The 26,294-nt window shown below is 63.7% G+C and carries 23 protein-coding genes; 2 read left to right on the forward strand and 21 right to left on the reverse strand.

Annotated features, from left to right (window positions below):
- Positions 1-27: 27 nt before the first annotated feature.
- The 4 genes from Pla108_RS17470 to Pla108_RS17485 form a co-directional block, all read right to left on the reverse strand.
- Complete coding sequence (locus Pla108_RS17470) at positions 28-459, reverse strand: DUF6876 family protein (RefSeq protein WP_146446251.1); 432 nt, start codon at positions 457-459, stop codon at positions 28-30.
- A gap of 178 nt (positions 460-637) precedes the next feature.
- The gene (locus tag Pla108_RS17475; protein WP_146446252.1) at positions 638-1,324 is read right to left on the reverse strand and encodes a hypothetical protein; all 687 of its coding nucleotides are present in this window, start codon (positions 1,322-1,324) and stop codon (positions 638-640) included.
- Positions 1,321-1,593 (reverse strand): hypothetical protein, encoded by a 273-nt coding sequence (locus Pla108_RS17480; protein WP_197526664.1) that lies wholly within the window; start codon positions 1,591-1,593, stop codon positions 1,321-1,323. The genes Pla108_RS17475 and Pla108_RS17480 overlap by 4 nt, the downstream gene beginning before the upstream one ends.
- Positions 1,590-1,874: a hypothetical protein gene (locus Pla108_RS17485; RefSeq protein ID WP_146446253.1), complete on the reverse strand. Its 285-nt coding sequence runs from the start codon at positions 1,872-1,874 to the stop codon at positions 1,590-1,592. The genes Pla108_RS17480 and Pla108_RS17485 overlap by 4 nt, the downstream gene beginning before the upstream one ends.
- A 539-nt stretch (positions 1,875-2,413) precedes the next feature.
- Between Pla108_RS17485 and Pla108_RS17490 the strand changes: the two genes are divergently transcribed.
- Positions 2,414-3,064, forward strand: a complete 651-nt coding sequence (locus Pla108_RS17490; protein ID WP_146446254.1) for a hypothetical protein — start codon at positions 2,414-2,416, stop codon at positions 3,062-3,064.
- 152 nt (positions 3,065-3,216) lie between these two features.
- Here Pla108_RS17490 and Pla108_RS17495 read toward each other — a convergent pair whose 3' ends face one another.
- The 13 genes from Pla108_RS17495 to Pla108_RS17555 form a co-directional block, all read right to left on the reverse strand.
- Positions 3,217-3,543: a hypothetical protein gene (locus tag Pla108_RS17495; protein ID WP_197526665.1), complete on the reverse strand. Its 327-nt coding sequence runs from the start codon at positions 3,541-3,543 to the stop codon at positions 3,217-3,219.
- Between the two features lie 30 nt (positions 3,544-3,573).
- Positions 3,574-4,731 carry a S1/P1 nuclease gene (locus Pla108_RS17500; protein WP_146446256.1) on the reverse strand — a complete coding sequence of 386 codons (1,158 nt, stop codon included), beginning with the start codon at positions 4,729-4,731 and terminating at the stop codon, positions 3,574-3,576.
- 391 nt (positions 4,732-5,122) lie between these two features.
- Positions 5,123-5,602, reverse strand: a complete 480-nt coding sequence (locus tag Pla108_RS17505; protein ID WP_146446257.1) for a bacterioferritin — start codon at positions 5,600-5,602, stop codon at positions 5,123-5,125.
- A complete protein-coding gene (locus Pla108_RS17510; protein ID WP_146446258.1) occupies positions 5,602-6,870 on the reverse strand; it encodes a hypothetical protein in 1,269 nt (422 codons plus the stop codon). The genes Pla108_RS17505 and Pla108_RS17510 overlap by 1 nt, the downstream gene beginning before the upstream one ends.
- A gap of 239 nt (positions 6,871-7,109) precedes the next feature.
- Complete coding sequence (locus Pla108_RS17515; protein WP_146446259.1) at positions 7,110-8,549, reverse strand: MBL fold metallo-hydrolase; 1,440 nt, start codon at positions 8,547-8,549, stop codon at positions 7,110-7,112.
- A 55-nt stretch (positions 8,550-8,604) separates the two neighbouring features.
- Entirely contained in the window at positions 8,605-9,276 is a 672-nt protein-coding gene (locus tag Pla108_RS17520) for a peroxiredoxin (RefSeq protein ID WP_146446260.1), read from the reverse strand.
- Positions 9,277-9,425: 149 nt separating this feature from the next.
- Entirely contained in the window at positions 9,426-10,223 is a 798-nt protein-coding gene (locus tag Pla108_RS17525) for a sulfite exporter TauE/SafE family protein (RefSeq protein WP_146446261.1), read from the reverse strand.
- Positions 10,211-10,753, reverse strand: coding sequence for a rhodanese-like domain-containing protein (locus Pla108_RS17530; RefSeq protein WP_197526673.1), 543 nt, complete (start codon positions 10,751-10,753; stop codon positions 10,211-10,213). The genes Pla108_RS17525 and Pla108_RS17530 overlap by 13 nt, the downstream gene beginning before the upstream one ends.
- A gap of 76 nt (positions 10,754-10,829) precedes the next feature.
- Positions 10,830-11,177, reverse strand: coding sequence for an ArsR/SmtB family transcription factor (locus Pla108_RS17535; RefSeq protein ID WP_197526667.1), 348 nt, complete (start codon positions 11,175-11,177; stop codon positions 10,830-10,832).
- Between the two features lie 547 nt (positions 11,178-11,724).
- Complete coding sequence (locus Pla108_RS17540; RefSeq protein WP_231934545.1) at positions 11,725-12,804, reverse strand: DUF1559 domain-containing protein; 1,080 nt, start codon at positions 12,802-12,804, stop codon at positions 11,725-11,727.
- A complete protein-coding gene (locus Pla108_RS17545) occupies positions 12,801-15,755 on the reverse strand; it encodes an Ig-like domain-containing protein (RefSeq protein ID WP_146446264.1) in 2,955 nt (984 codons plus the stop codon). The genes Pla108_RS17540 and Pla108_RS17545 overlap by 4 nt, the downstream gene beginning before the upstream one ends.
- A gap of 96 nt (positions 15,756-15,851) precedes the next feature.
- Positions 15,852-18,752: a serine/threonine-protein kinase gene (locus Pla108_RS17550; protein WP_197526668.1), complete on the reverse strand. Its 2,901-nt coding sequence runs from the start codon at positions 18,750-18,752 to the stop codon at positions 15,852-15,854.
- Positions 18,753-18,893: 141 nt separating this feature from the next.
- Entirely contained in the window at positions 18,894-19,499 is a 606-nt protein-coding gene (locus Pla108_RS17555; RefSeq protein ID WP_146446266.1) for an RNA polymerase sigma factor, read from the reverse strand.
- Between the two features lie 226 nt (positions 19,500-19,725).
- Between Pla108_RS17555 and Pla108_RS17560 the strand changes: the two genes are divergently transcribed.
- Positions 19,726-20,868, forward strand: a complete 1,143-nt coding sequence (locus Pla108_RS17560) for a hypothetical protein (protein ID WP_146446267.1) — start codon at positions 19,726-19,728, stop codon at positions 20,866-20,868.
- A 190-nt stretch (positions 20,869-21,058) separates the two neighbouring features.
- Here Pla108_RS17560 and Pla108_RS17565 read toward each other — a convergent pair whose 3' ends face one another.
- From Pla108_RS17565 to Pla108_RS17580, 4 genes are read right to left on the reverse strand one after another with little or no spacing between them, the layout of a single operon-like run.
- On the reverse strand, positions 21,059-23,386 hold the full coding sequence (locus Pla108_RS17565) for an efflux RND transporter permease subunit (protein ID WP_146446268.1): 2,328 nt from the start codon (positions 23,384-23,386) through the stop codon (positions 21,059-21,061).
- Entirely contained in the window at positions 23,386-24,198 is an 813-nt protein-coding gene (locus Pla108_RS17570) for a methyltransferase family protein (protein WP_197526669.1), read from the reverse strand. Before Pla108_RS17570 ends, Pla108_RS17565 begins: the two co-directional genes overlap by 1 nt.
- 16 nt (positions 24,199-24,214) lie before the next feature.
- Entirely contained in the window at positions 24,215-25,048 is an 834-nt protein-coding gene (locus Pla108_RS17575) for a class I SAM-dependent methyltransferase (RefSeq protein WP_146446270.1), read from the reverse strand.
- A 28-nt stretch (positions 25,049-25,076) separates the two neighbouring features.
- Positions 25,077-25,766 (reverse strand): YceI family protein, encoded by a 690-nt coding sequence (locus tag Pla108_RS17580; RefSeq protein WP_197526670.1) that lies wholly within the window; start codon positions 25,764-25,766, stop codon positions 25,077-25,079.
- Positions 25,767-26,294 lie beyond the last annotated feature (528 nt).

A 26,294-nucleotide genomic window follows, 5' to 3' on the forward strand; every position in this document is an offset into this window, starting at 1 on the left:
AGAACGGCGACGGCCACGAGCACCGGTCTAGTGCTCATTAGGGAGATAGAGCGTCCAGTGGCGTCCATCGTAGCCCGCCCAGACCTCGATCGAGTCGAGCGGGAAGTCCGTCAGCGGGATCGCTTGCGTCACGAAGGGCGTCTCGCCTTCGTCGGCGATGGCTGTGAGCACCGCGGTGCTCTGCTGCGGATCGACATTGAGACGCCAGAAGTGCAGCGACCCGACACGCGGGTCGTTCTTGACAGCGCGGCGTAGCGCCGGATCGGTCAGCCAGCTGGCGATCGCGTCCACGAGCCAGTAAGCGCCGGCCGCCTCGGCCAAGTGGCGCACGCCGGGCGTGTAGACCACGCCGCGGCACAGCGGGTGGCGGTAACGCTCGCTGTCGCCGGTGTAGTAGCGGAGGTCCGCTTCGATCGCGGCCGCTTTGGCGGCGCGTTGGGGGTCGTTGCGTGGTGGCATGGTGAGTTTCTCCTTTCGGGGGTTGGGTTGAACCTGCCTCACCCCCGGCTGGGCAGTTCAATGCACCCCCCGAAAGGAAGCGTTGCCTCCGTACGGGCATCCCCGCGCGTCCATGGGGCCCCCGTGTAAAAAGACCGCCGCGGCTTGCGCCGCGACGGCCTGTCGCTAGAGGATCGCGCTACAGCGACCCGGCCTCGAACACGAGGCACTGGTCGTGCAGGCCCGGGATGAAGCTGCTGCGGTACGTCCGCGACGACGACGTGTTGCCGTACTGCAAGCGGATGATCTCCGTCGCCGCCATCCGCAGGCCCACCTTGGCTGCTTCAGCAACCAAGAGATGCGGCAACGGCTGGAAGACGCCCCGGTCGCTGTAGCCGCCGATCAAGACGGCGATCTTGCCGCGCCTGGTGAGCGTGCCTTTGCAGTTGCGTAGCACGAGGCGCATTCGTTGCAGGAACGCGTCCAGGGTCGGGGCTTGCGACAAGCACCTAGCGTCGTCGTTGTAGACGATCTGCCGCCAGTAGGGCGGGTGGAGCCATGCGAAGTCGATCTTGCCAACCGCCTCGTAGAGGTGCGCGTCGGCCGCGTCCTGGCCGAAGCGCACATCCATCGACACGCACGGGATCGCTAGCTCCGTGCACACGTCGCGGCAGGTGCCGCTACCGGTCATTGGGTCGAGCACCCGTGCCGGCTGGTAGTATCGCAACAGGTCCCGGATCAGGTAGCCGCCGCAGTTGCCGCGGTACTTGGACGAGCCGTAGGGACCACGCTGACGAGCGGCGTGGATGCTCGTCAGTTCGGGCGCAGGGCTGGCGTTGATCGGCGCTGCCGGCAGTTCAATCAGCTGAGGGAAGGGCGCTCTCATGACGAGTCTCCTTCTTCGGGGTACAGCACAGCGGCCGCGACGGCGAGCGTCTCCCAGGTGATCCCTTGCGTAGCGTCTTTCTGGTCGTCGATCAGCTGGAGCACGCTCCAGGCTTGTTCGTCGTCCAGATCAGGGCGGACATCGCGTACGTCCTCGACGCTCCAGATGTGGGCGATCTGCCGACGATTGGCGAGCAATAACGCTAGCTCGTCGGCCGGTGCGTCGGCCGGGTTTCCCCGGCCGACGCTGCCCGTGACGGAGGGGCTCACTGGCCCGCCCCGTCTTCGCTGTTGTCGCCCGCGGCCGCGATGGCGATCGCGTCGTAGGCCTTGCCGGCGAGGTGGGCGACCCTCAGCAGCTCGTTGCGGCCGAAGTAGTGGGTGTCGTGCCACTTGCCGTCGGCGTCGGTGTAGCTGCGGCTGATCTCGACCGAGTAGCGGACGCCCCCTTTGTCGGTCGGGTTGGTCCAGATCGTGGCCTTGATCGCGCCGTCACGGACGGTGGCGAGCGGCTTGTTGCTGGCGGTCTTGTTGGCGGTGGTGGTGCTCATCGTTTTTCTCCTTGGTTGGGTTGGAAGCACGGGGCGAGATTTTTTCTGCCCCCTCGCCCAGCCGTTGGGGGGCAAAAAATCGACCCCCGTCTTCCGGGGACCCGATCCATCAAGCGGAGAAAAAAAGCACAACGACTGCCGTATGACCCTTTCAGCACCCCGATCGTCAACACGGACATTCGGCGCTGAAGCAAGGAAGCGATCACCCGAGCGACAAGGTCGTCGCGTCACGAGGCGTCATCAGCCGCTCACCGTCGCGTACGGCAGGCGCGACGCCGACTTTCTGGTGCTTCGAGCGAGCGGTCGGCCACGCCGGCAAGGAGGACGCGATCGTAGGGCGAGGGCGCAGCGAAGCGGGGCGCTACAGGGGCCAAAGGATCGGAGCTGTGGCGATAGGGAGACCACTCGATCGGGCGACGCATCGGAAGTTTCCGTCGAGGCCCGACGCCGTTCGTTGAATTACCCTCTAGAAAATCGACCTGTTTGCTAGTCAGATCTCTATCTGACCGAACGTTTGCTCGAAGATGGAGTCGATACCGTTGTCATCTGCAACAGCTGATCTCAGCTCAGTACTGCCGTTGGGGGGAATACAGACGTACTTTGGCGGCACGGTTGAACGTACAGAGCTGCCAATTAGTCAGCTCGATATCATCATGTCGGAGTGCCAGTCAGCGATGTTTTTACTCGCTACAAACTGCGCGATACGTGCCAAACAGTTGGTTAAGCAAAACCTGGACTTGAGCCCCCTCGTTCCTTACCTGGAGAAGCGCGACCCCAGGGTAATTCATAAGTTCGAAGAGCTGATCGACGATGAAGCGATACGAGACATCTACGCTTGCCGCTGTACTTTTGATAATGAACTCGTGGCATCTATTCTACTAGCACACGTATTTCCCAATGATCTCTACATCGGGCATGTAGAGTTTGCCGACCCTTCTCAGCCCATCCCTATACATCAACGTAAGTCTGTGATGCAGACTCACAGAGGACTTGGCCTGCTGTCCCCATTTATGGAACGTGTTGACCTGTGTGCACAACACCGGTTCTGCGATCGAATAACGCTTGTCGCCAATGAGACCAGTCAACAACATTTGTTCGAGCGATACGGTTTCTCCGTCGATGACTACCCGGCTGCTAAGCAGCAAGAGTCGGAGGGCAAGCTAATACCCATGCACAAGACCGTCAGGTAATCGGAACGCGGGAACTCCGACGAGGGACACGCAATGCGAGAAGCGGCCGCGTGCCAGCTTTGACATCAAGTCGCGATACTACGTTGAGCAGAATAGAACGCTCAGCACGAAGCATTTAAGCGCGATGGATCGGCACGGGGATCAAAACGGTTCTAAAGTTCTGGTGGCGTCGGCGTCTTGTACCGCGGCCACATCACGGCCTCGTACTCGGCGCGGTTGGCGACATGGACGGCGACACAGTCTTCGAAGAACCGGCGACGCTCGGCTCTAGGCAAGTCACGAAGCGTCTTGTAGCCGTCCCGCAACTTGGAGACGACGTGCCGGATCACGCTGCGGTTATTCTCCGCGACGTGGCAATCGCGGTCGATGATCTGCCGCACGATCGGGTGGGCGGTATGCTTTCGTTCTTGGATCGCGTCGTACTCGTCGTCGGTCATCTCGCGGCGAGAATGCCACGACGGCTGTGCAAAGCCAAGCACGCCTTAAGCGGTGACTACGGTTGTATTCACCTAGCCGCCGCACATGCCGCAGGGACGCCCGTCCTCGGCGTCGCAATACTCGCCGGCCTTCGTCTTCTCGAAGTTCCCGCACGTCGAGTTGTGGCGGACGCCGGTCTTGGTATTGAGCCAGTAGCGATCTTCCGTCGCCGCTGCGGCGGACGCGCCGGGAGCAAGAGACGCCGGCGTAACGCTGACGGGCTTTGCAACCGCGGCTCTCGCCACCGGCTTCGAGAGGCCTTCGCTCCACACCTTCGACAGCCTCCAGCCCGCTTGGCAGGCGCGGAGCGTCGCCATCCGCCCCCCTGTCTGGAGGTACTCGGGCGATACCTGGATCGTCGGCATCGACTCGGCGCGTCCCTCGGCGACAGCCCGCACGGGCCCTAGCACCTCGGTCGTGTAGACAACCTTGGTAGAGGCCAGCCGGCTCTCTTCGAGCCAATCCAGCGGGTCCATCTTCTCGGCCGCTTTTTCACTGCGCGCCATCAGCGCGGCGTCGTTGACGATCTCGGCGAAACGCCGGTTCTCACTGGTCTCACTGTAGCCGCCGCCTAGTAGGCCGTCCCACAGCGCGTGGAGATTGCGGCGCTGTGCCGTGCTTACTTCATTGCCGCCCCGGTCGCCCGTGGGGAACGCCTTGACGGCATAAAGGCTGCCGGCGTGACAAGGCTGGTGAGAGTCGCCGACAAGATGACCCAGCCAGCAGAGTGCGATCGCCCGGTCAGCGGCCGGTTGAGAGGCGTCATTCAGAACTCGTTGGCAAAGAGCGATTGCCTGCGACGCGTGCAGGTCGTCGGTCTGGAGGCTGGCGCCGCGAGGGAGGTGGGTGACGTGCCGCGGTAGTCGGACCCTCTCTCGGTCACCGACGACGAGCGTCACGGCGTCTTCCCAGCGCCAGTTCGGCCGGTTGTAGGCCGGTTGGCTCCGCGCGACATCCGGCCAGTAGCCGGCGCGGCCGGCCCGCCAGCGATCGGCCGTAGCGACGTTGCCGGGAACGGCGAAGTCTTCGGCGAAACGAGGGTGCTGCGCCAGCATCACTTGGAACGCAGCCTTCTGGTCGGCGTCCAGCAAGTGGTAGGCCAGAAGCCCTATCAGATGGTGGCCCCCTTCGCTCCAAGCGCTAGCGACGGAGGGACAGAACAGGACGACGACGATCAGAGCGCGGACCATCACGGCAGTATGCCCAGACGACAGGTTTGTCGCCAGGAAGGCTTAGAGTTCCGCGGTTCTGCGAGCGTCGAGGCGTTTCGGGCCGACGCAGGTTTGCCGGCGGGTCCAGGGTACGATTGACGGTCGGTCCACTACTCGCTTCTGGCGAACAAGCGCCATCGGATCGACCGAGGCCGGCGCCGTCCGAGGTGTGCTCGGTCGTGAACGACCTCAGCGAGTTTACCGGACCTCCAACTGGGCGAAGTTGAGGCAACCTCGGCGAGTTAGCGGAGCCGGCAATCTGCTGAGGATGAGGCAACCGCAGCGAGTTGGGACTGCCACGAAGAATCAGCGGTGCGAATCCCAGGGGCTATTGGGCGTGAGTTATAGTGTTTGGTTGTACGGTTAGTCTCTACGCGGCTCCCGGCGCGGGCATGTGCTTGGCGATGTAGGAGGGTTCGCCCATGCGTGCGAGCAAGTCGATCTGCAATTCGAGCCAGCTCATGTGGTCCTCTTCTTCGACGGCGATCCGTTCGAACAGCTGACGCGTGCCGATGTCGCCGTCGGCCGCCGCCTCAAAGGACGCCTTCGTATAGAATTCGATGGCGTCCTTCTCGTCGACGAGGTCCGACTCGAACATCTCTTTGAGCGATTTGGCCTGTAGCGGGGTCTTCGCCAGCTTGAGCTTGGGCTCGCCCCCGCAGAACAGGATGCGCACCATGAAAGCCTCGGAGTGAGTGAGTTCTTCCTGCAACTCGACACGCATCTGCGTCGCTAAGAGGCTCAGTCCCCAATCATCGAGCACGCCGGCGTGCAACTGGTACTGATGGGTCGCGGTCAACTCCATCTCGAGGGCCGTTTGAAGATTCTCGAGCGTGCGTTCTTTCGACATCATTCTTCCTCAGTTGAGACAGGTGGGTAATTCTGTTGTGTGGCGAGCGCTCTTGAAGCGTTCTTCGCTAGCCCGCTAAAATCACCGAAGCTCATGTAGAGCTTGGCGAACGGCGGCTTAATCGCGATGGCGGCGCCGAGGACCTCTGCCGCATCTCCTTCCCGCAGCGCCCGGTTGAGCCGGGAAATCGCTTCCCGGTTGGCTTGGACCAGCGATCCGACGCTCTGCTTCTGGGCATCGGAGAGGGGCGCGTACGCGGTGTCGAAGTTGGTCTGCTCGACGCGCGCCCAGATGGCCGCCGCGGAAGTCGCTTGCTGACGGAGCCGATCGAGCGCGGCGGCGTCGAGAAGGTTCGGGTCCGCGTCGTTGGCTGGTTTGACGATCGACTCCATCACGGCGTGGTAGTCGCTGAGCACGTCGAGCCGGTAATCGACGCCCAGCGACCTTCTACGCGAGGCGAGTTGGTCCCGCAGCGGTTCGAGCGTCTCGTGAGCTGCGAGGAAATCGCCCGACTGAGCCAGCCGGGCAGCCTCCGCGACGATATCCGCCGTCCCCTTGAAGAGCAATTCCTGATCGTCGGACTTGGTGTCACGCGTTTGTCGCCGCATCGCGACCAGCCGCTCGCTCAGCCGCCTCAGAGCTTCCAAGCTTGGCGATTGACGGCCTTGGTTCGTCAGGGCCAAGGCGGGGATGTAGGAACAGTCAAATTCGGCGGAAAGCTGTCGCAACCGATGCAGCGATGGTTCCGTTGCTGTTGGGTGTTGCGCGGCGGGTTCAGCTGGCGTTGCATCAGGAGTCGGATGGGCCAATCGCGCCTCGGCAAAGCCTCTCTCGACAAAACCCGAGACGACTTTGGCGTGCGCCTGGATCAAAGCGATGGCCTCGGGCTCGGTCGAGGTTTCCACCACCTCCACTCCGCCGGGAACCTCCGTGATTGCCAGGGCGACTTGGTCCGCCTTCTCAAATAGCGCCGCGAAGAGAGGGTCCCAACGTCGGACCGGCCGGCCTTCCTTCATCCGCCCGTACATGGCGGTCACGTGGGCTCGGATCTGGGCCGCGACCTCAGCGTCCTGTGAGGTGGTGCGTGTTCTCACGCCATTGGGCAACTCGGTGACGCTGCGCTTGATCGATCCGTTGTTGCGGAGCAGGAAATGAAATCCGGCTCGATCGACGGCCATCGAGGCGCCGCGTCCTACGCCGTGTCCTACCAAACCACCACGACCGGGCCCTTGAGCGAGCGCCGCCATCGGGACGACGAGCGTCGCCAACAGCAACAGCCTGAGTGGGATAGAACGTCGGCTATTAGAGACTCGTATGCCAGGTCCGTCCTTGGGGTGTGCCGCGCCAGTCGTGCGGAGGCAGTTCGAAGTACTCGTGCGGCATAGACATGATGAAACGCTCCGACGATCGTCCTCCGCGGCGGGGTCGTGTCGAGAGCTAATCAGGGCTGCGGGGTCGTCGGTCATATTGGCTGCCATTGCCTTGAGTGGCTGTAGTAAAAGTGGGGTCAGTCCGTCGCGCAGGGACCCGATTCGCAAGCCGTGTCGCTCGCTTCCACCGGCAGCCCGGCGTGGTTCCAGGCGCCGAAGCCGCCCGCCAAGTTGATGACGTCGTAGCCCGCGTCGATCAGAATGCTCGCCGCGATCGCCGAACGCTTACCGCTCTGGCATTGCGTTACAACCGGCTTGGATCGATCGAGGCCCTGGAGGTTGTCTGACAGCTTGCCGAGGAACCGGTGCTCGGCCTGTGCGATGTGGCCGTCGTTCCACTCGCCTTGAGCGCGAACGTCGATCACCTGGACCTGACCCGCGACGATGCGCTCGGCCAGGTTCTCGGGTCCCTCGTTCGGGTAGGCGTGGTCGAGCCGCCCCGCTTTTCGGAGCTCGTCGACGGAGAAGACCCCCTTCACCTCGTCGACGCCGATCTTGTTGAGAACGCGCACCGCTTCTCTGATCTGTTCTTCTTCGGCGATTAGGTAGACCGGCTCGTCGTAGTCGAGAAGCCACCCGGCCCAGGCAGCAAGCATGCCCGCCGGGATGTTGAGTGTCCCCCTCGCGAAAGCTGCGGAGTAGCTCGACGGCGCGGCCAGATCGACGACCGCGCCGTCTTCGATCGCGCTCTGGAGTTGGCTCGCCGGCGTCTGCGGCGGCGGCGAGTAGGGCCCAAGAACCTGGGGGCCTTCCTTGTTCACCCGTTTCATCACCGCGAAGTACTTCGGCGCTTCGGGCTGATCCGCGAGGATGTACCGGACAAACTCTTCTTCGTCGTGGTGTTGCAACGCCGGGTTGAAGAGCTTCTCGTATCCGACTGTCGACGAGGGGATCGCGCCGAGGCCCTTGCCGCACGCGCTCCCCGCCCCGTGGGCGGGCCAGACCTGGAGGTGATCGGCGAGCGTGCGAAAGCGTTCTACCGAGTGGAACAGCTGACGAGCGCCGGCCTCCGCCGTCCCCACCATGCCGGCCGCTTCCTCCAGCAGGTCGGGGCGGCCGATCGATCCCACGAATACAAAGTCGCCGGTGAACACGCCCATCGGTTTATCGGCCCCGCCGCCACGGTCGGTCAGCACGAAAGAGACGCTCTCGGGCGTGTGCCCGGGGGTGTGCATCACTTCGAGTTCGACCTGACCGATGCCGAAGCGGTCGCCGTCCTTGCATAGGCAGTGCTCGTATTGCGAGGCGTACGGGTACTTCCAGTCCTCCGGGCCCTCGTCGGAGACGTAGAGCTTAGCGCCGATGCGGTCGGCCAGCTCGCGGGCGCCCGACACGTAGTCCGCGTGGATGTGCGTCTCGGCGACCGCCACGATGTCGAGCCCCTCACGCCCCGCCGCATCGAGATACGGCTCGATGTCGCGGCCCGGGTCGACGATCACGGCCTGCTTGGCCCTCTGGCAGCCAACGAGGTACGAGGCGTGGGCGAGTGATCGGTCGTAGAAATATCGGAGCAACATTGTCTTCATTCCTTATTGCGTGGGATGTTCTGACACACGCGCGGGTCTCGCTGGGTTAGGCAAGCGCCCCTGCGGTTTCGGTTTCGACGGCCTCTGACGCCTCGTCGAGCGGCTTTGTGCAGAAGTACCAGTCCGTGCAGTTGCAGCTGTCGTCGGCGAGCCGCTCGCGACCGGCTGCTACCGTCGCCGGCGGCGGCACAATAACGTCCTCGCCCGGCCGCCAAGCCTCGGGGGTAGCCACTTTGTGGCGGTCGCTGGTCTGCAGCGCCTCGAGCAAGCGGAGGAACTCTTCGACGCGGCGTCCGTTGCTCATCGGGTAGTAGGCCATCGCCCGCAGCCTGCCCTCCGGGTCGATGACGAAGGTTGCGCGCACAGCGGACGTGTCGCTGGCGCCGGGCTGGATCATCCCGTAGGCGTGGGCGACCCGCATCGACAGGTCGTCGATGATCGGGAAGGGGATCTCTACCCCGAAGTTCTTTCTGATGCTGTCAATCCACGCGAGGTGGGAGAAGACACTGTCGATCGACAGCCCGATCAGATCGCAATTGAGTTCTTGGAAGCGATCGTACGCCCTGGCGAAACCGATAAACTCGGTTGTGCAGACCGGGGTGAAGTCGGACGGGTGGGAGAACAGGATGAGCCAACGCCCGCGGTAATCGGACAGCTTCTTCGGGCCGTGGGTGGTCCGCGCCTCGAACTCGGGCGCCGGTTCGTTCAACCTTGGCATCCCGCCGGTGCTTGTCGCATTGTCCACGATCGTGGTCCTCTCATTTTCCTGGGTACTGGGTCGCTGCCGGCTTTCGTATGGGGGCTGGCCGGATTCGGCCAAGCAGCCCGCCGCTTGATTGGTTGGGGTTCTCATGGGTCTTCATTGCCTCAGGCGATTGATTTCAGGACGACAAATCCAGCCACCGCGACCATGGCGAGGGCGAAAGTTCTTTGCAGCGTGGGACCGGAAAGCTTCGCCGAGAGCCGCGTGCCGAGCTGCATTCCCAGCACGCCGCCCATGGCGAACAGGGCGGTCAACCGCCACGACAGCGTCCCGCCGTCAAGCGTGTAGGAAGTGACTCCCGACACGCTGATCAGGAAGATCACCATCAACGACGTCGCCACCGCGGTGTGAATCCGCATGCCGCCGAACAGCACCAATGCGGGCACGATCACAAAGCCCCCCCCCACGCCAAACATCCCCGAGAGCACGCCGGTGAAGGCGCCGAGGGTCGCGAGCAACGCCACGCAACGCGGACCGAGTGTCGGTCGCCCGCACGCGTCCCGTTGGCATACGAATCGCTTGGCGTCGCCGTCGGGTTGTTCGGGGGCGATGGACTTGAGCCACATCCTCACCGCGATGACCAGCATCAGCCCGCTGAACAGCAGCAGGAGCGTCGCTTCGGGTAGCATCTTCGAGAGCCTCGCGCCGATCGGCGCGCCGAACATCCCCGCCAGGGCGAACAGCAGCCCGGTGCGAACGTCGGTCTCTCCACCTCGCCACCGTGCGGCGGCGCCCACGAGCGCTATCGCCCCGACCGCCGCCAATGAAACGCCAACCGCCTCCCGCGGCGGGAGCGACATGCCGTAGACCAACAGGGGCACTGCGAAGATGCCCCCACCGCCTCCGGTGAGGCCCAGCGCGAAACCGATCGCGACGCCGCCGGCGATGGCTAAGACGAGCACGATCCGCCCCCGCATTGATTCCACGGCATCCGGGCGAGCATCATCCCCATTCCGCAAGTGTCGGTGACGCCGGCGAAGGTGAGTCCGGCGCCAACGAAAGCCGACAACCCGATGAAGTAAGGGTGGACGAAGTATCCGAGGCCGACGCCGGCAAGCACCAGCAGCCCGGCCGCTATTCGGACCTGGCGTTCGAGCGAGATCGCCTTCTTGCCGCGGTTCACCGGCAGGCCAGCTTCCTGCCAAGCGAGGGTCCCCCCCTCGACGTGAATAACGTTCTCGTGACCCGCCTCGACAAACTTCTCGCAGGCCTTCATCGCCCTCGCTCCGGATCGACAGAGCACGTACAGCGGCTCACCGGCCGACCCGCTGCGTTGCTTCATTAGGGTGTCGGGGTCGAGCGAGTCGAGTGGGGTGTTCCGTGCGAGCGGGGCGTGGAGCTCGCGGAACTCGACCGGAGTGCGGACGTCGATCACTTCGACGCCCCCTTCCTCGGCAAGCTCGGCGAGTCGTTTGGCGGTGATGGTGGTGATTTGGCTCATATCAGCCTTTCGGTGAAACTGTCATTACCTAGCGATGTTACGATATGTTGGGAGAAAAAAACACGCGTCACTTTGACGCGCCCGCTTGGAAACGACCTTCGATGCAATCGAGGATATTCTCCAGGTGCGGCTCGGCGACACGGTAGTAAACGCGTCGGCCTTCTTTCTCACTGGTGAAGAATCCGCACCGCTGCATCAGTCTCAGGTGCTCCGAGGCGACATTTTCAAGGACGCCGCAGTCTTCGGCCAGTTCGCCAACGGTGTATCGGTCGTGCAGGAGCAACTGCACCATCCGGATACGCACTGGGTGGGCGAGGATCCGCAAGCACTCGGCGGCTTGGCCGAGCGTTTCCATGTCGGCCTGCTTGAGCGGTCGACCGGCGGCTTTTTGCGGTTTGCTGGACTTCGTCGCCATTAAGTTCTCCACCCTCAATATATCGTCACCTTGCGAGGTGTCAATCAATTATTCTCCCAGAATCTCGCCACCACGAAGTCATGGTTGCTAACAAAAGGGCTTTTCCCATTAGCTGGAATCGACCGACTTTCTGTGGCGGCATAGACGTTGGATGGGATGGCGACGCCTAACTTGGCGTTCATAGCCGCCAGTGCGACGCCTACTGGGTGGCGCGCCAATGCATGCTCCGCGATTCACTGAGGTCGAAAGTACCATCGATAATTCGGAACGTCATCAAGTCGCTTCGGTTGGACCACCCGTTCGGAGTTGGGCCCTCCGGTAAGTCTCTGAGGTCTTCCGCCGGCTGCGAGACCGCTGCGAGTTAGCTTGAGCCCTTCGGCGCCGCGGGTGAGGCACCCTCGGCGACTTAGCCAAAGGCGAAAGTCCGCGAAGTCGATGCCACCTCGGCGAACTCTGAGCGCAGTCAAGTGCGGTCATTGAGGATTATCGTAGAACTCTGATGACACGCTTGCGTGTCGAGTCGATGCCCGGCTATGTCGCGATTTCGCTAGCGGATCGCGGCCGCGGCCGATAGGTGACCATCGTTTACGCTGATTGCGTACGACATGGCAAAGTCATCAATGCTGTCGGCTAGGTACTCGATGTGGCCGTCGAGGCACGCGACGTTGACTCCCCCTGGGTGGTTGCTGCGGGGGGCCGCCGACAGGTAGCCGCGTGGGCCAAGTGTTCGGTTCCAGCGGACGCACGGCATGCGATCTCTTGTCGAGGTGACACGTTGGGTGTCTCCACACAGCTGAAGTACATCGGCGTTTGGGCTTTGCGCGTTGGGCCGCTGGGTTTCGCCGACGCTGTCGGGGTTCGCAACGAAGACGGCGTGGTCTTCCAAAACGAACGGCGCACCCTCGCCCGTACCATTGTGGCCGAGACGCCAGCCGGCGGGGTGCATATCGAACGCTAGCAGGCTTGCGCCACTCCATGGAACACTCCAGATACCTCGCTCGTCGGACTCGTCGTCGCGTGTCCGGACCTCGCTGAAGGCGATGGTTTTGCTGGTTCCGTCTTCGACTGATGCAAGCGTTTGGCCCTGTGCGATCAGGGCGCCTCGATACAGCAACTGCAGATCGATATGGAAAGGGCTGCAGTAGGCGGCGTAGTTGCCCTTCGCGAAGCGACGCCCCCGCGTTAGCGCAAGATGCTTGAAGGCGCGGCCCGACGCGTCATCGCTCGGACAGGCGTACTCGACGAGGAAGTGCTCCGGTCCGTCGGCCGGCTGATACGCGATATGAATTGTCGTATCGAATCGGTCGGCGACAGGGCCTACGTCCATATACGGCAGCAGCAACACGCCCCACCCAATCTGGAATCCGCCAAAAGGGTTAAAAACCTCGACGTCGAACTCTGCGTCGTGGTGGGTGCGCGTGATGCCTGCGGGCGGCAGGTGTCCCGCTGCCGCCTCGTAGTTGAGCGTCGCCAGCGCGATCTGTCGCAAGCGGTTGCCGCACTGGGCGCGGCGAGCCGACTCACGAGCCGCCTGGATGGCCGGCAATAAGAGGGCGACGAGCACCCCAACGATCGCCACCACCACTAAGAGCTCGACGAGCGTAAAACCCGCTCTTCGAACGGTCAAAGGCTCGCTCGCCACAACGGCCTCACAGGGGTTCGGAGGTGGCGTCCGCCCGGGGAGGCCGCCTCAACCGCGATCGGCTGCCCTTTCGACCGATCGACAGGAGGCTCTGCCATCTCGACAGACGACTGGGGTCGCGATTGGCTGCCGAAGAGTAGCAACAAGGCGTTGTCGGTCACCTCGGTGTGGGGTAAGGGATCGGCTGACCGCTGCGCGGCGATCGATCGGGTCATCGTTTGGCCGAACGGCTCGCGGAACGACTGCGGGACTTCCGTTGGGGCGGCGACCTCATCAGCCGGCGGCTGAGCGGCGAGGGCTCCCGATGACCCTATCTGTGCGGCCGAGTCAAAGGCGTCTCGCCAGATGGTGTAGTCGGCCGCATCGACGACCGAGTTCTTGTTGCCATCGGCAGAGAGGTCGTCGGTCGAACCATACGCGGCACGCCAAACGTCGGCGTCGGCCGCATCGACAACGCCGTTCCCTGAGTAGTCGCCCGACACGCCTGAACCGACAACCAGATACGCGGCGGCAGGCATCGATTCCTGTACAAAGTCGTAAGCGGTGTAGGTAAATCGATCGGTACCGTGGTAGCCCAGGTCGGGCGTGTAGTGCACCGTGCCATTGGGATCGAGGGTCAGCTGGCCGTGATCCGGCCCGCTGAGCAAGACGGCGACGACGGCTTCTCCCTCGGGGTCAAAATCGTTCGCCAGAACGTTCAACGGCGCGGTGGCTCGCGCGAAGCCACGAACCTGGGCGGCTCCGCCGATTGCGTCAATATCGAATCGGTCGTTCTGCGTGAGCGTCGGGCCGTTGAGCCCGATCTGCTCCCAGACCCACGACCACCAATCGCCTAGCACTAGATCAACTAGTTCTCCTAGATCGAGCGAGGGCGGGTCAGGAAGCGAATCGACGAAGTCGTCCCACAAGAAAGGGTCTGCCGACACAAACCCGCCGGGATAGCAGAAGAAGCCGGCTAGCTCTGGATCGGAGCACGCAAATGGGTTGCCGGTTGGATCGTCCGGATCCCCAACGAATGGGTCGGATAGCACCTGGGCCCGTAGCGTGTAGGCGACCGAGGGAAGCGGCACGCCCCCGAGTGAAACGGCAAAGAACTCGACGGTGTGCTCGCCCGGATCGAGAAGCACGGCGGGGGCGGTGCGCGTCTCGCCAGGTGGCGCCGCGACCCGAGTAATCACTTGGCCGAGTCCGTCCCGAACGATGGCGACCACAGCCGCCGGGCCCGAGACCAGAGCGTCCCCCGCCTCGAGAGCGAAGTGGAACAACTGCGGACGGCCAACGTAGAGCGTGTGTGAGGCGACGCCAACACTTCCGCCCACGGCGCCCGAGGCGGTCGTTTCGAGGACAACCGCGTCCGCGCCAAACGTGACCCTCAAGTCGTAGTTGCCCTCCGTAAACGCTCCCGATCCGTCGGCCGCTTCGACGCGAACGAAGTAATCCTTCCCGGGGTCGATCTCGGTGGCTTGAACGATCAGTTGGCCCGATCCGTTGACGATCGTCTCGGTTGCGACCGGCTGGTCGTCCTCGTCGAACACCGAGACGGCGGGGGTGAGCCGACCGGCGTCGAGCGAACGGACCGCGACCGTCATCACACCGCGTGGGCCCGCGGAGCTGGGCGGCGATTGGATTTTGTAATAATCGACCTCGCCGCCACCGACGATGCTGCCCAACACGTCGTACCGAGCTCCCTCGACAAATCCACTTGTGGTCGTCAGCTCGCTGCCCAACTCGGCGGTCTCGTTGGTCCCGCCGTCGTCGTTGAGGTAATCGTCTTCTTCGGGATCGAACCGCTTCGCGAGGTCTTCGGATGACAGTGTTTGGAAGGCCCCGCCCGTGAGGTCGTTAATCGTCTGGGCGTTGATGCGATTCAACCCGTCGAACGTCACAGCGAGTGAGTAGCCGCCGACTCCGAAGACGCCTAAGTCGGCGCCGCTCACGCGGAGCGTATAAGTCTCGTCGGACGAAGTCGCCGGAAGCTGCACGGTTAGCACCGAGCCACCAATGGCGTTCGACAAAGCCTGCGAAACGACCTCGCCGGCTCCGTTGACGATCGTCAGCGCCGGCTGGAGCAGGCTGACCCCGCTCGTCCGGAGTTGGACGGTCGTTGTCCCGGTGTAGTCCCCCGGCGAGTCGATGGTGAAGTAGTCGATGTCGGCTACCGTGCCGACGTCCCCGAAGACGATCGTCGGCGCCGATCCCTCCCCGTAGCCGGCCGCCGACGCCAGATCGAGCCGAGTCGCGTTTGCCGGAGTATCGTTGTTGGAGACGGGCCCGCCGGGTTGGTGGTCGTGCTGTTCGTTCGGATCGGGGGCTCGCGCGCCGTGGATTGCTTGCAGGGCGGCGATGTCCCCCGGCGTGGGGTCACGCACCGCCGGTGCGGCGCCGGTGTGCAGCGGCGAATTGGGGTCGTCGTTGTCTTTCAGGCCAAAGACGTTCCCCGCTTCGTGCGTGAGAACCGCGAGCACGTCGTCGATCGTCTGGTAGTCGAAGGCGCTGTTGACCACGACCTCCGCGAGCCAGGTGCCCGAAGCCACGTTGTCGATGGGAACGGAAACCGCCCCCACCTCGGGCGAGAGAGTCGTCGCCCCTAGGCGGATGTCGCCGAATCGGGCGTCGCCTTGGCTCGCCCCGGGGGCGCCGAAGGGCTGTCCGCCGTCGGACACCACCGCGATGTCGGAGTTGGTGTGGATCGCCCACTTCTGAAAAGCGGTCAGGGCAGCCTCCCGCCATTCGTTCCGCGGAGCGATCGCGTCGAGTGTCGCGTTCAAGCTGCTTGGCTCGTCACCGATCAGCACTCCATCGTCGGCGAAACTGAGCGTGAAGTGCGGGTCGAACCCGGCGAGGAGTCCTTGCGAATCGAGTGCGAGGCGCGGCTCGAGCCGTTCGGCGTGGCCTCGGCGTCGCGTCGGGCTGGTACGGTGCCGCTTGTAGTGCATCCAAAGTAACCTGTATGGATCGGATCGCGCCGAAGGTCTGTCGATGAACTCAAAAGATCGGGGCGCCTGAGCTGGCCGGCGCCGGTCTCAACGCCGTTAGTCTCCCGCGGCCGCCTGGGCCGCCTCGGTTTGAATCTCACGTCGCGTTCGGGCCATGCCACGGTGGGCTTGGACGAGCTTCGAGTAGGCCGGCAGCTTGCGCACCGCCGCTAGATCGGGGTCGTATGCGGCTCGGGCGAGCAGCTTGTGGTCGGCATCGACCGCTCGACTGAGCAAGGCGAGGGCTTGCGCACCGTCTTTATTCTCGGCCTTCGAGGTCAGTGACAGGGCGCACGCCACCTGGAAGAGGACGAGCGGTTCTTTGTTTGTAGCGACCACCCTCCGAACATCGTCGCGGCTCTGCTGTTGGCGCCCCATCCGAGCGTGGAGCACAGCACGGCCCGCCAGGGCGGCGCCGTCGGATGGGTTGGCATCGATCAACGTGTTGAGCGCGGCCATCGCCTCATCGGGCCGCAGCAAGCGGTCCGCGGCGACGTGGACCACATTTCTTAGGGCCGATGCCGAATCGGGCGACAGCACGAGCGCTTGCCGGAAGTCGGCGAGCGCTGCCTCGGGATCGTTGGCAAGGCGGGCGATCCCCCTCGCTACCCACCCTGCTTCATCGACGGGAGTCCCCGCGAGCCCTGCGGCCAAGTCGATTCGGGCTTGTTCCTCGTCGCCGACACGCCGGTGTAGACGGGCTCGCAACAAATAGGCCCGCGGGGGCGCGTCGTCCGTGGCGATCGCGGTGGTCAGATCATCGATCGCTCGTTGCAATTCCCCATTCGCCTCGTGCGCGATGGCGCGGTTCAACAGCGCACAGGTCAGGTGAGGACGCAATTGCAGCACCGCGTTGAAATCCTCCACCGCCGCGTCGAAGCGTCCGCGCTGCATGCGACAGAGTCCGCGATTGTAATTCGCCAAATACGAGGCTGGCTGCAGGGCGATCGCGCCGGAGAACGCGGCTTCGGCGTCGGCAAGCCGCGTCAGGCCTGCCTGGGCGTTGCCCAGAAGTAGCCAGACGACTGGGTCGTTCGGTTGTTGGCTCCTCAGCCCCTCCAGCACCGCCCCGGCGCCAGCGTGGTCACCGTCGGAAAGCAGGGATTGCGCCTGCAAGTAGGCGTCGACCAAACTTTCGTGCCCCAAGCCTTCGTAGGGTGGCGCCGGCGCGTCGCGGCCATGTGCCCCGACGATCTCGGTTCGTTGCTGAGCGAGAGCCTCCGAGTTCGAACCCAAGAGCAGGCAAGCTAGCGAGTTGTGCTCCAGCGCCGCCGAGAGGAGTCCGGCGTCCCCAGGTGGAACATGGGCCAACATCGTCTCCGCCCGCGCCAGCAGAAACGCTAGCTCAGCCAATTCGCCGTGCAAGGAAATCCGCGTGGCGTCGGGCAGCCGGCGGTAGTCCGGGACGCGACGCCAGTCTTCGGTCCCTTGGCCCACGTACGTGCGGAGAGTCGCGGTCCCGAGCTCGATCCCTTCTCGGAGGAGCTCGTGGTCGATGCTGGGCACGCTGAGGGACAGGCGCGCCCCCTCTAGCGAGGCCTTGAAGTCGTCGTAGTGAGACTCTGCCTCAAGGCGGGCGACGCGTTCTCCCACGGCTAGCCAGAGGCCCGCGAACAAGGCCGCGAACAGCAAGCCGGCGGCGGCGACGGGACCAGCCGAGGTCCACCGCGGATGCCGCCTACGCCACTTCGCGAATCGTTCGCTCCACGACGGATTGGGCGTGTGCTGTAGCGGGAGGTGCAACAGGTGCCGCGTAAGGTCGTCGGCCAGGTCGCTGGCTGTCGCGTAGCGATCCGCGGGGTCCGCCGCGAGGCACCTCGCGACCACGGCGTCGAGCGATGGCGGGACGCCCTGGGCCGTTGTGCGCAAAGGGGCGGCGCCTCGTCGCCGCTCCGAGGCGGACGCCTCGACTACCGATTCGAGGGCGCCGCGATGCTCTTTGAACGGCCGCTGCCCAGCGAGCAATTCGTATAGAATCACCCCGAGGGAGTAGATATCGCACCGCTCATCAACGCGCCGGCCAGTAAGAACCGCGTCGAGGTGCTCCGGCGCCATGTAAGGGAGAGTCCCCCCCACCGTGAGGGAAGCCTCGCCGTAGGCCAGCACGCCGTCGGACAGGTTGAAGTCCAACAACATCGGACGGCCGTCGTCCGCGAGCAGCACGTTGGCGGGCTTCAGGTCGCGGTGAATGATCCCCCGGTCGTGGGCGTGCGCCAGACCGCGGGCCATGTCCCGAACCAGCTCGACCGCTGCCTCGATGGCGAGCGGCGTTCGGTCGGTTCGGGTGGCGGCCTCCTCTTTGACCTCTTGCTTCTTATCCGGCGTGATACGGACGGTCTCCTCCTTCCCCCGAGCGACGGTGCTCTTCAGGGCTCCGTCGGCAGTTGGCCCCCCGGAGTGTTCAGACAGCGTTCGCTCTCCGCAGTAGGGCATGCAGACGCCAATCAAGCCCCCCGCCTCGTGGACGGAGTAGATCGGAACGATGTTGGTGTGCTGCAGTCGCGCCAGGTGCTCGGGTTCAAGCGACCGTCGCTGCGAGACTTTGAGCACAACGAGCCGCCGCGCTAGATCGTTTTGCTCGGCGAGGAACACCCGCGCAAACGCGCCGCGGCCGAGCTCGCGCACCAAGCGAAAGCCAGCGAAGCCTTCGCCTGGCTCAGGGTAAGCAGCCACTTCAGGGGTTGTCGAATCGAAATTGTCCGCCGAATCGAGGTCCTCCACGTGCGGCCACCCAGACGTGCTCACCCCGTAGAGCGACTCGTACTCCTCGGGCAGGACTTGTTCACCCGCCTGCCGCCGCAGTCGATACTCTTCGAAGGCCGCGTCGCTGAGCAGGTCAGGCTCAGCGAAGAGTTGAGGCGCAACGGCCCGGTACTCCGACAGCCGCCGTGGGCAGCCACACTCCCAACTCCGCTCAAGATCGACGCGGACCAATTCAACGGCAATCTGGGTGTGCAACGGATCGTCTGGCGGGACGAGAAAGTCTGCCAGTTCGACTTGTGGGCTCCGGGAGAGCGCTTCCTCGTATCGATCGACAACCTGGGCAATCCGAGGCCAAGCCGGTTGATTGGCGATCGGAGGCTTCACGGACCGAACCATTCAATCGTCCTCCGACTCGACCAGCGCACGCAATCGCTCGCGAAAGCTCTTCAGCGTCCGCTCGACCGTCCGCTTCGAACGACCGGACCGCGTAGCGATATCGGATACGGCGTGACCTTCGATCCGCAGGTCGATGATCCGGCGATTGGATTCGGGTAGATCGTTGATCAAGTCCGCAATGATCAGACGGAGGCTGTCGTAGGCGAGCCGGTCTTCGTCGGTCGTGATTCCCGCGTGGGCGATCTCGCTGTCCGCCGACCGTGTCCGGGCCACGTCTCGCTTCTGCGCGCGGTGGAAGACAGCGAGATCGCGGACCTTGTGAAGCGACAGCACGAGGAGCAGACGCCAGAGCTCTTCCCCATCGGGGACTTCGTAGAACCCGGCCGACGCCCGACGAAAAAAGGTCCGGAAAACCGATTGGACGACGTCCTCCGGGTCGAAGCGTGATCCGAGGTCGGCGCCCGTTTGTTTCGAGGCCAACGCTTGGAGACGGCGGGCGTAGCGTACGTAAATCTCGGTCGCGGCATCCTGCTCGCCGGACCGGAATCGACGCAACAAGGAACGATCGGACTTCGTTTGCACGGCGTTCAGAGACGAGGTGATCATGCGCAGAACTCTGGTAGCGGGTCTCTCGCTAACCAGAGGAGCCGCCCGGGCCTATTGTAGCCGCCACGAGATCCTCGTGATTTCCGAGATTTCTCGCCTCCAGCCTATTTGGGGAAGAGCTGGCGGTTTTTCGAGACCCGCTCCGCTCTTCCAGATAGCCCGGAGCCGGAGGCCAAAACGCCGGCGGCCCCCACAGTTAGCCCGATTCTTCTCAGGAGACAATCCGATGCGTGTTCTGGCAGCCGCGGTCCTTGCGGCGGTGGCCCTCGTGCTCCCCGCGAAGGCCTCAATCTACGGGACGATGTCGAACTTCGACGTCTTCAATGAGACCGAGACCGAGGTCCACGGGGCCGAGATCGAACTCGAGGGCGTCCACCCGGAGGACATCGCCCGCTTCTTCCCGGCCCACTTCGACTCGAAGATAGTGTCACCCTTTGACGACGGAGCCGGCGCCTTCGGCGTTCGAGTAGTCTATGAAGGCTACAACTTCGGCGGGGCCGATTTTCTCGCGCCGACCGTCGGACAATCCACCAACGGCCATACCTGTGTCGGAACGCCTGGGTGCGAACACTTCGGCTTCTCAACCGTTGGGGGCCAGCCAACCGCGTCCCACTTCTACTGGCTCGACGCCAATGGCGGTCGGATCGGCAACGCGCCGCAGCAAGTGCCAATGCCAAACTGGACCTACGTCCCCAACCCGGGCGGCAACCCAATCCTCCGCGCCGAGGTAGAGCCTGTTGAAGTGATCGAACAGCAGCCCGACTCGATCTGGATGAAAGTCTTCAAAACCGAAGTCGAGCGAGCCGTCGATCTGGCCGACTTGATGTCAGGCATGAATAACGGGATCGTCCCCGAGGATCTCGGCGAAACGGAGACCGAGTGGGAGCTGCTCGAGGGCGGCGTGATGGACGAGGTCGAAGACGAGCTGGGTGACGGCAAACACGCCGTCGTGCGTCGCTACGAATACTACGAGTACACGGGTCCATACGACGAGGAGCACGAGCCGCTCTCGCTCTTCCTCGATCAGGACCTGCCGGAGCCACCCGAGGGCGAGCTCGGGCAGTTCATCTCGGCGAATATGGTCGCTGCGAACTTGGAGCCGCCGGATCGCGTGTTCGGCGATTTCAATGGCGATGGCGTCGTCGATGCAGCTGACTACACCGTCTGGCGTGACAACTACGGTTCCGAAGAACAGTACCTCGCCGACGGAGACGATGACGGACTCATTGACGACGACGACTACGAGATCTGGTCGGGCGGCTTTGGCAACGTTCTCGGCGGCGCCGGACCGCCCGCGGGAGTGCCTGAGCCCAGCGCCGTCGTACTCGCTACGCTCGCCTCACTGCTGATTCTGCGGAGCCGCAACTAGAGAGCCCAATTGGAACAGCCCGGGGTGGGCCAGTGATCGATCCGGTGAAGGTCTTCGCCGGGTCGATCTTTTTTCTATTCGATATCGGTGAGACTTCCAGCTGCCACGACCGCCATCAACTCGCGAAGTTAGAGCCAGTAGCGATCGCCGCATAAAGAACTGCTGCCGGGTAGACGCCCGGCTTGGTCAGCTAAGCGACCTCCCTCAGTTCACGATCGCCGTCGATTCGGCAGTCGGATTGAACGGCTATCGCCGGGTCGCTCTGGTGCTTGCCGCGAGTCGAAACCAACAGCAGCGCTGGCAACAGGAGCATGTCGCCAACGAGGGCGAGACTCAGAAGCACCGCCATGCTAATCGCGAAACCTCGCGTCGGTGCGAAATCACTCAGGGCGAGCACGAGGAGACCGAGGCCGCACGAGACGGAGGTTTGCGTCATCGCCGGTGCACACTTCCTCAACGCTTCGGCGATCGCCAGAACGGGCGAGGCACCCCGTTGGATGCCGCGTTGGAAGAAGGTCAGGAAGTGCAGCGTGTCGTCCACCGCGACCCCCAGGGCGACGCTCGCGGTCATGACGACACCGATATCGATCGGCTGGCCCCGCCAACCGAGCCATCCAAAGTAGACCGCGATCGGGAAGACATTCGAGCCCATCGCGATCAAGCCTCGAACCACCCCGGCTTGAACGAGGGTCATGGTGACCGTGATCAAGATGAGAGCGGCGACGAAGCTCTTGATGAGGTCGTCGAGCAGTTGAGATTGGATGGCGTGCACCAGCGGCATGATGCCCGTCACGGTCACACCAATCGGTGCACCGGTGGAGGCCCGGACTTTGTCGATTACGGCTGTCACATCACCTGCGACGCTCGCGAGCAGGGCGCCGTAGTCCGCGTCGCCTAACGCCGAAGCCCGAACAGTCAGCCGCCATCGCTCGGAGTCCGCGTTGGACGACAGCACGCCGAGCCCACTCAGGAGCGGGTGGTGCGCCAGCAGGTACTCTTCGATCACCTCGGCTGGCGTGTCGGGAGGTATCTCGGTCATGCCGGGTGGCGGCGCCATCAGGCTGGCTGCCGAGACGGCCCGGCCCAATTGCCCGGCCTGATCGCCACCCGCAATCTCGCGGCCAATTTTCCAGAGCAGAGCCAGTTTCTCACGCTCCGACAGACTGCTATCGGTTGGGATGGTGAGAACCACATCGAGCGGGACCAGCGGCCCGACGTGCTCTTCGATCCACGCGTAGTCTTCGAGGATCCGGCTCCCGGGAGGGAATAGGGTCTCGATCCGGACACTCGTTCCAATCTGCGCGGCGTAGTAGCTACCGACGCCGATCGCAGCGACGCCCAACAAGGCGATCGCGTAACGCCACCTAGCGATCACCGCGGCAACGTAGGCCGCCGTTCCTTTGTTATCCGACTCGCCCGGTTCAGTGGGGCCGCGCGTGGCGACCCGCGCCCAAGCCAAGAGCGGTGGCAGGAAGCCAAGCAAGATCACGGTCGCCAGCACGACGCCCGCTGCGGCGAAGCCGCCGAATTGTCGGATCGGGGTCAGGCCGCTCGCGAGCAGCGAACCCATGCCGATCGCGGTCGTCGCAGCCGACAAGACGCACGGCGCCCACCCGGCGCGGATTGCTGCGAGTGCGCCCTCCTCGCCGCTGCGTTCGGAATTAAAGTAGTAGTTCGTGAGGTGCAAACCGGCGGCGACCGCAAGCACTTGCACCATCGGTGGCAGCACGATCATCAAGGCGGTCATCGAATGACCGCTGTAGTAGACTAAGGCTAGCGTCGCGGCCTGGCTGAACGCCGCCAAGCCAAAGACGATCGCCGCCGCGCGAATTGATCGAAGGCCAGCCCAGCAAAGCAGAAAAACAACCAACGAAGACGGAGCCGCGTAGCGGGCAAGCGTCGTTTGGCTTGCCTGATCGACCGACAGGCCGTCAATGACGGGGCCGGCTAGATGAAGGTCATCGGGTTTGATTCCCGTAATCCCAAGGGATAGCTCGCGTATCGCTGCGACTAGGCGCGATCGCTGCTTTAGCCCTTCGGCGGTGAAGACGATCACCACGGCGGTCGTGCTGCGGTCGGGGCCGACGAGACTCGGCCGCAGCCGATTGATTGCCTGGTCCCGGGTCATCCCCGGCTCGCCGCCCTGGCCGCGAGGAGCGACTAGCGCTTCCGCCGCTTCGCGTCCCGACGTCACCCTGTGAAAGAGCCACGAGCCATCCGGTGCGAAGAAGGCCCGCTCTTCGCGGAGCCGATCGACCAGCTCATCAAGACTCGGTTCGGCGAGGACACACCCCGGCCAACTCATCACGACCGCGTCTCCCGGACCGAACGCCTCGCAGAGGCGATCGTATTCGGCGCGGGGAGCAAAGTCGGAATCGACCCAATCGATGGGTGAGTTGTTGTTTGCTTCCAGGGCGCGCATCGCGCCGAGGACAAGCGACGGCGTGGCGATGACCGCGTAGGCGAGCATCAGTCGCCAACGCCGACGACGCGTGCGAGCTTCTTCAGGCTCCGGCATCAGGCCGCCCTGCCGATCGATGCTTCAAGACTCACCAAGCTGTTGGCCTTCTTCCGCTTTCCGAGAGGTCCCACGACCGCGAGCGGATACCCTGGCACTTGAGTTTCGTACTCCCGATAGGGCTCCCCGACATAGTGCTCCAATCGGCGATCCTTCAGCCAACTGCCAAGGAGCAAGTAGACGGTCCAGATGCCGGTCAGCACGGCGTGGTCGAGCGTCATGGTTGGCGTGAACCAAACTAAGCCCATGAAGCTCAGGTAGACAGGATGGCGGAGCCACCGATAGGCGCCCTGGGGCTTGAATGCCCGACGGGGCTGAGGTTGCCCGCGTACCCACGCGAGCCACGGCGTCAGACCCGTCTGGAAGCCCAAGCCGGTCAGATGGAGGCTATAGAACAGGGCGAGCCAGGAAGCGAAGAACGCCGTCAGCGTCGCCGCTCCCATTGGGCCTGTCGCCCGCCACAGCGTGGGTCCGACCGATCGCCAGCAGGCGAACAGCAGCAGCAGCGAGACGCACGTAACGGTCGTGTAGAACAAGCCGTAGAACGCCGGCGAAACCCAACGTCCTAGACGCCGCTTGACCGCCGGGTGCAACAGGGCGCTGTGCGGCAACGCAAACTGCAGAGCGAGCACCGCGTCGATGAAGAGCGACCCTTCACGATCGTCTCCGGGGCCGTTCTTCAGAAACCAGAAGAGCCGCCAGACGGTGTAGGCGAAAAGCACATGCACCGCCACGCCCACCGCGCAACCCACGTATCGGCGCAGATCCCAACGAGGAGAGGTGTCGCCTTCAATCAAGGTGAGCACATCCATGTCCGGACTTCCTAGGTTAAGCCGTCTTCTTCGCGACAAAGCAGCCGTACTCCATCGCGCCGGTGTGGTAGGCGTTGAGGATCGTTTCGAACCGGTCGAGAAAAATCGTCTGCCCGCGGTCGAATACGCTCGCGACCCGATGCATCCCGAAGCGTCGGACTCGATCGCGGCAGATCTCCCAGGTACGCTCGACGCGTCGAGTCCAATCGTCGGCAACAACGACTTCAAGTCCCGCATCGGCTAGCCAACGCTGGTAGTCGAGACTTGTCCCAAGCGACGGGCAGAAGAATCCTTCGCAGACGTCGTAGACCTGTTGCTCCTTCTCCGAATCGAGGTCGGGGCCGGCGAGCCAAGCACAGATCGCGACGCACCCGCCCGGGCGAACCCACTCTGCGGCCCGACGGAAGAACTCGGGCTTCTCGAAGAGGTGTTCCGTACACTCGACGCTCCAAAGCACGTCGCAGCTCTCGGGGGCGAACTCGACGCACTCCGCGTCTTCGCAGCGGAAATCGACTCGACTCCCGAGACCGTCTCGCCAAGCCGCAACGCCCGCCCAGCGTTTTTGGACCGGGCTGATCGTTACCCCAGTCACTTCGCATCCGAGACGTTTGGCCAACCGGCGCGAGGAACCGCCCATCCCGCAGCCGATGTCGATTACCCGCGAGCCGTGAGCTATGCCCGCAGCTCGAGCGAGTCGGTCGGTCAGCTGGTCTTGGGCGAGTGCGGGGGATTCTTCGCCTTCCCAGTACCCATGATGGATGTGCCGGCCCCATAACAACCGATAGAAGACCGTTGAGACATCATAGTGGTGACGGATCACGTCCTTGCGGACATTGGGGCAGGCGATCATCGAATCCGGTCTTCAGGTAGAGCGTGGTCTAGCGGGTGGTATTGGCGGACTGATGGGCAAGCCCGGCCGAAGGGGCGACCCAGAACTCGCCCCAAACCGTCATCTCGTCGGCCACGCCCACGGCTCCGAAGGCCTTGGTGTAGGGCTTGATCCCAAAGTCCGTCTGCTTCAGTCGGAAGCTGCCGCGAACGCGATTCCAGCCGTTCTTGAGATCCACCTCCGCAAGCACGCTCAGCGGTCGCGTCACGCTCTGCAGAGTGAGCTGTCCGGTCAGTCGGTAGCGACGGGCCGTGTTGGTTCCCTGGCCTAGCTCTTCAACCGCCGAATCGATCCGGTACCTTGCAGTGGCAAACTTCGCCACATTCAGCACGTCCGACCCGAGCATGTTGGCCGTCACTTGCTGGCGGGTCGATTCCGAAGAAGCGCCTTCAAGTCTCACGAAACGACGAGCGGCGTCGGTGTCCGCGGTGAAGCTTGTCATGTCGAAGACGAGCTCCCCGGCGTCCTGAGTCGCACCAAGCAGCAATCGCCCGCTCTTCAGGCCGCCCGTCACGCCGTGCTCGTGCCCGAAGCCTGTCTTACCAACAAGGGCGTAGACGCGGCTGCTCGGCAAGTACAGGTCGCCGGCCTGATAGCCCGAAGTCGGCGTCACCGCGGTCGATTGCGCTAGGCCTACGGTCGGGACGCTGCAGGCAGGTAACGCAAGTGCGACAGACAACCAGAGCAATGGCTTCCTTGCCACGATAGATCCTCGGAAGAGAGTGAGTGCGGGGCTACGGGTGGGCTGGCTTACGCGGCCATTGGGGAGCGCCGAGACGATCGAACAGCCGGTCGGCGGGATGATTACTAAGGGGTTAGTAATTCATGCCGGGAGATTGCGTCAAGACGAGTCTTGCACGAGGGCGACATGAGCGGCGCCAATTGCTGGCGCCTTCACAGCAAAGGCGCCCGGAGCGATCGGCAGGCCGGATTTAGGCCTTACGCAGGTCAGGCGTCGCTGCTCGACCGGACGGTAGTGAACCGCCAATAGATGCCCATGTGGGCGTATCGCGGGTTGCCAACGCGAGCTGCGAACGCTGATTTGCCGATGCGAGTCGGTTCGCTATCAAAGCTGCGGTCGGGTGGACCAGTTTCGGCGAGTTCCGGCCACGGCGAACCCGCGTCGGTCTAGCTTCAGCGACGACACCTCCGCAGCTGATCCAGGAGGTGCCGCCGCGGCCAGATGCTACGCCTGCGGGAACCTCCT

This window comes from Botrimarina colliarenosi (genome assembly GCF_007859955.1).
GTDB classification, from domain to species: domain Bacteria; phylum Planctomycetota; class Planctomycetia; order Pirellulales; family Lacipirellulaceae; genus Botrimarina; species Botrimarina colliarenosi.

Excerpts from the sequence above, each read along its gene's own strand:
- Pla108_RS17470 (WP_146446251.1), bottom strand. The coding sequence starts at position 459 with ATGCCACCACGCAACGACCCCCAACGCGCCGCCAAAGCGGCCGCGATC.
- Pla108_RS17475 (WP_146446252.1), bottom strand. The coding sequence starts at position 1,324 with ATGAGAGCGCCCTTCCCTCAGCTGATTGAACTGCCGGCAGCGCCGATC.
- Pla108_RS17485 (WP_146446253.1), bottom strand. The coding sequence starts at position 1,874 with ATGAGCACCACCACCGCCAACAAGACCGCCAGCAACAAGCCGCTCGCC.
- Pla108_RS17500 (WP_146446256.1), bottom strand. The coding sequence starts at position 4,731 with ATGGTCCGCGCTCTGATCGTCGTCGTCCTGTTCTGTCCCTCCGTCGCT.
- Pla108_RS17505 (WP_146446257.1), bottom strand. The coding sequence starts at position 5,602 with ATGTCGAAAGAACGCACGCTCGAGAATCTTCAAACGGCCCTCGAGATG.
- Pla108_RS17515 (WP_146446259.1), bottom strand. The coding sequence starts at position 8,549 with ATGTTGCTCCGATATTTCTACGACCGATCACTCGCCCACGCCTCGTAC.
- Pla108_RS17520 (WP_146446260.1), bottom strand. The coding sequence starts at position 9,276 with ATGCCAAGGTTGAACGAACCGGCGCCCGAGTTCGAGGCGCGGACCACC.
- Pla108_RS17535 (WP_197526667.1), bottom strand. The coding sequence starts at position 11,177 with ATGGCGACGAAGTCCAGCAAACCGCAAAAAGCCGCCGGTCGACCGCTC.
- Pla108_RS17545 (WP_146446264.1), bottom strand. The coding sequence starts at position 15,755 with ATGCACTACAAGCGGCACCGTACCAGCCCGACGCGACGCCGAGGCCAC.
- Pla108_RS17555 (WP_146446266.1), bottom strand. The coding sequence starts at position 19,499 with ATGATCACCTCGTCTCTGAACGCCGTGCAAACGAAGTCCGATCGTTCC.
- Pla108_RS17560 (WP_146446267.1), top strand. The coding sequence starts at position 19,726 with ATGCGTGTTCTGGCAGCCGCGGTCCTTGCGGCGGTGGCCCTCGTGCTC.
- Pla108_RS17565 (WP_146446268.1), bottom strand. The coding sequence starts at position 23,386 with ATGCCGGAGCCTGAAGAAGCTCGCACGCGTCGTCGGCGTTGGCGACTG.
- Pla108_RS17570 (WP_197526669.1), bottom strand. The coding sequence starts at position 24,198 with ATGGATGTGCTCACCTTGATTGAAGGCGACACCTCTCCTCGTTGGGAT.
- Pla108_RS17575 (WP_146446270.1), bottom strand. The coding sequence starts at position 25,048 with ATGATCGCCTGCCCCAATGTCCGCAAGGACGTGATCCGTCACCACTAT.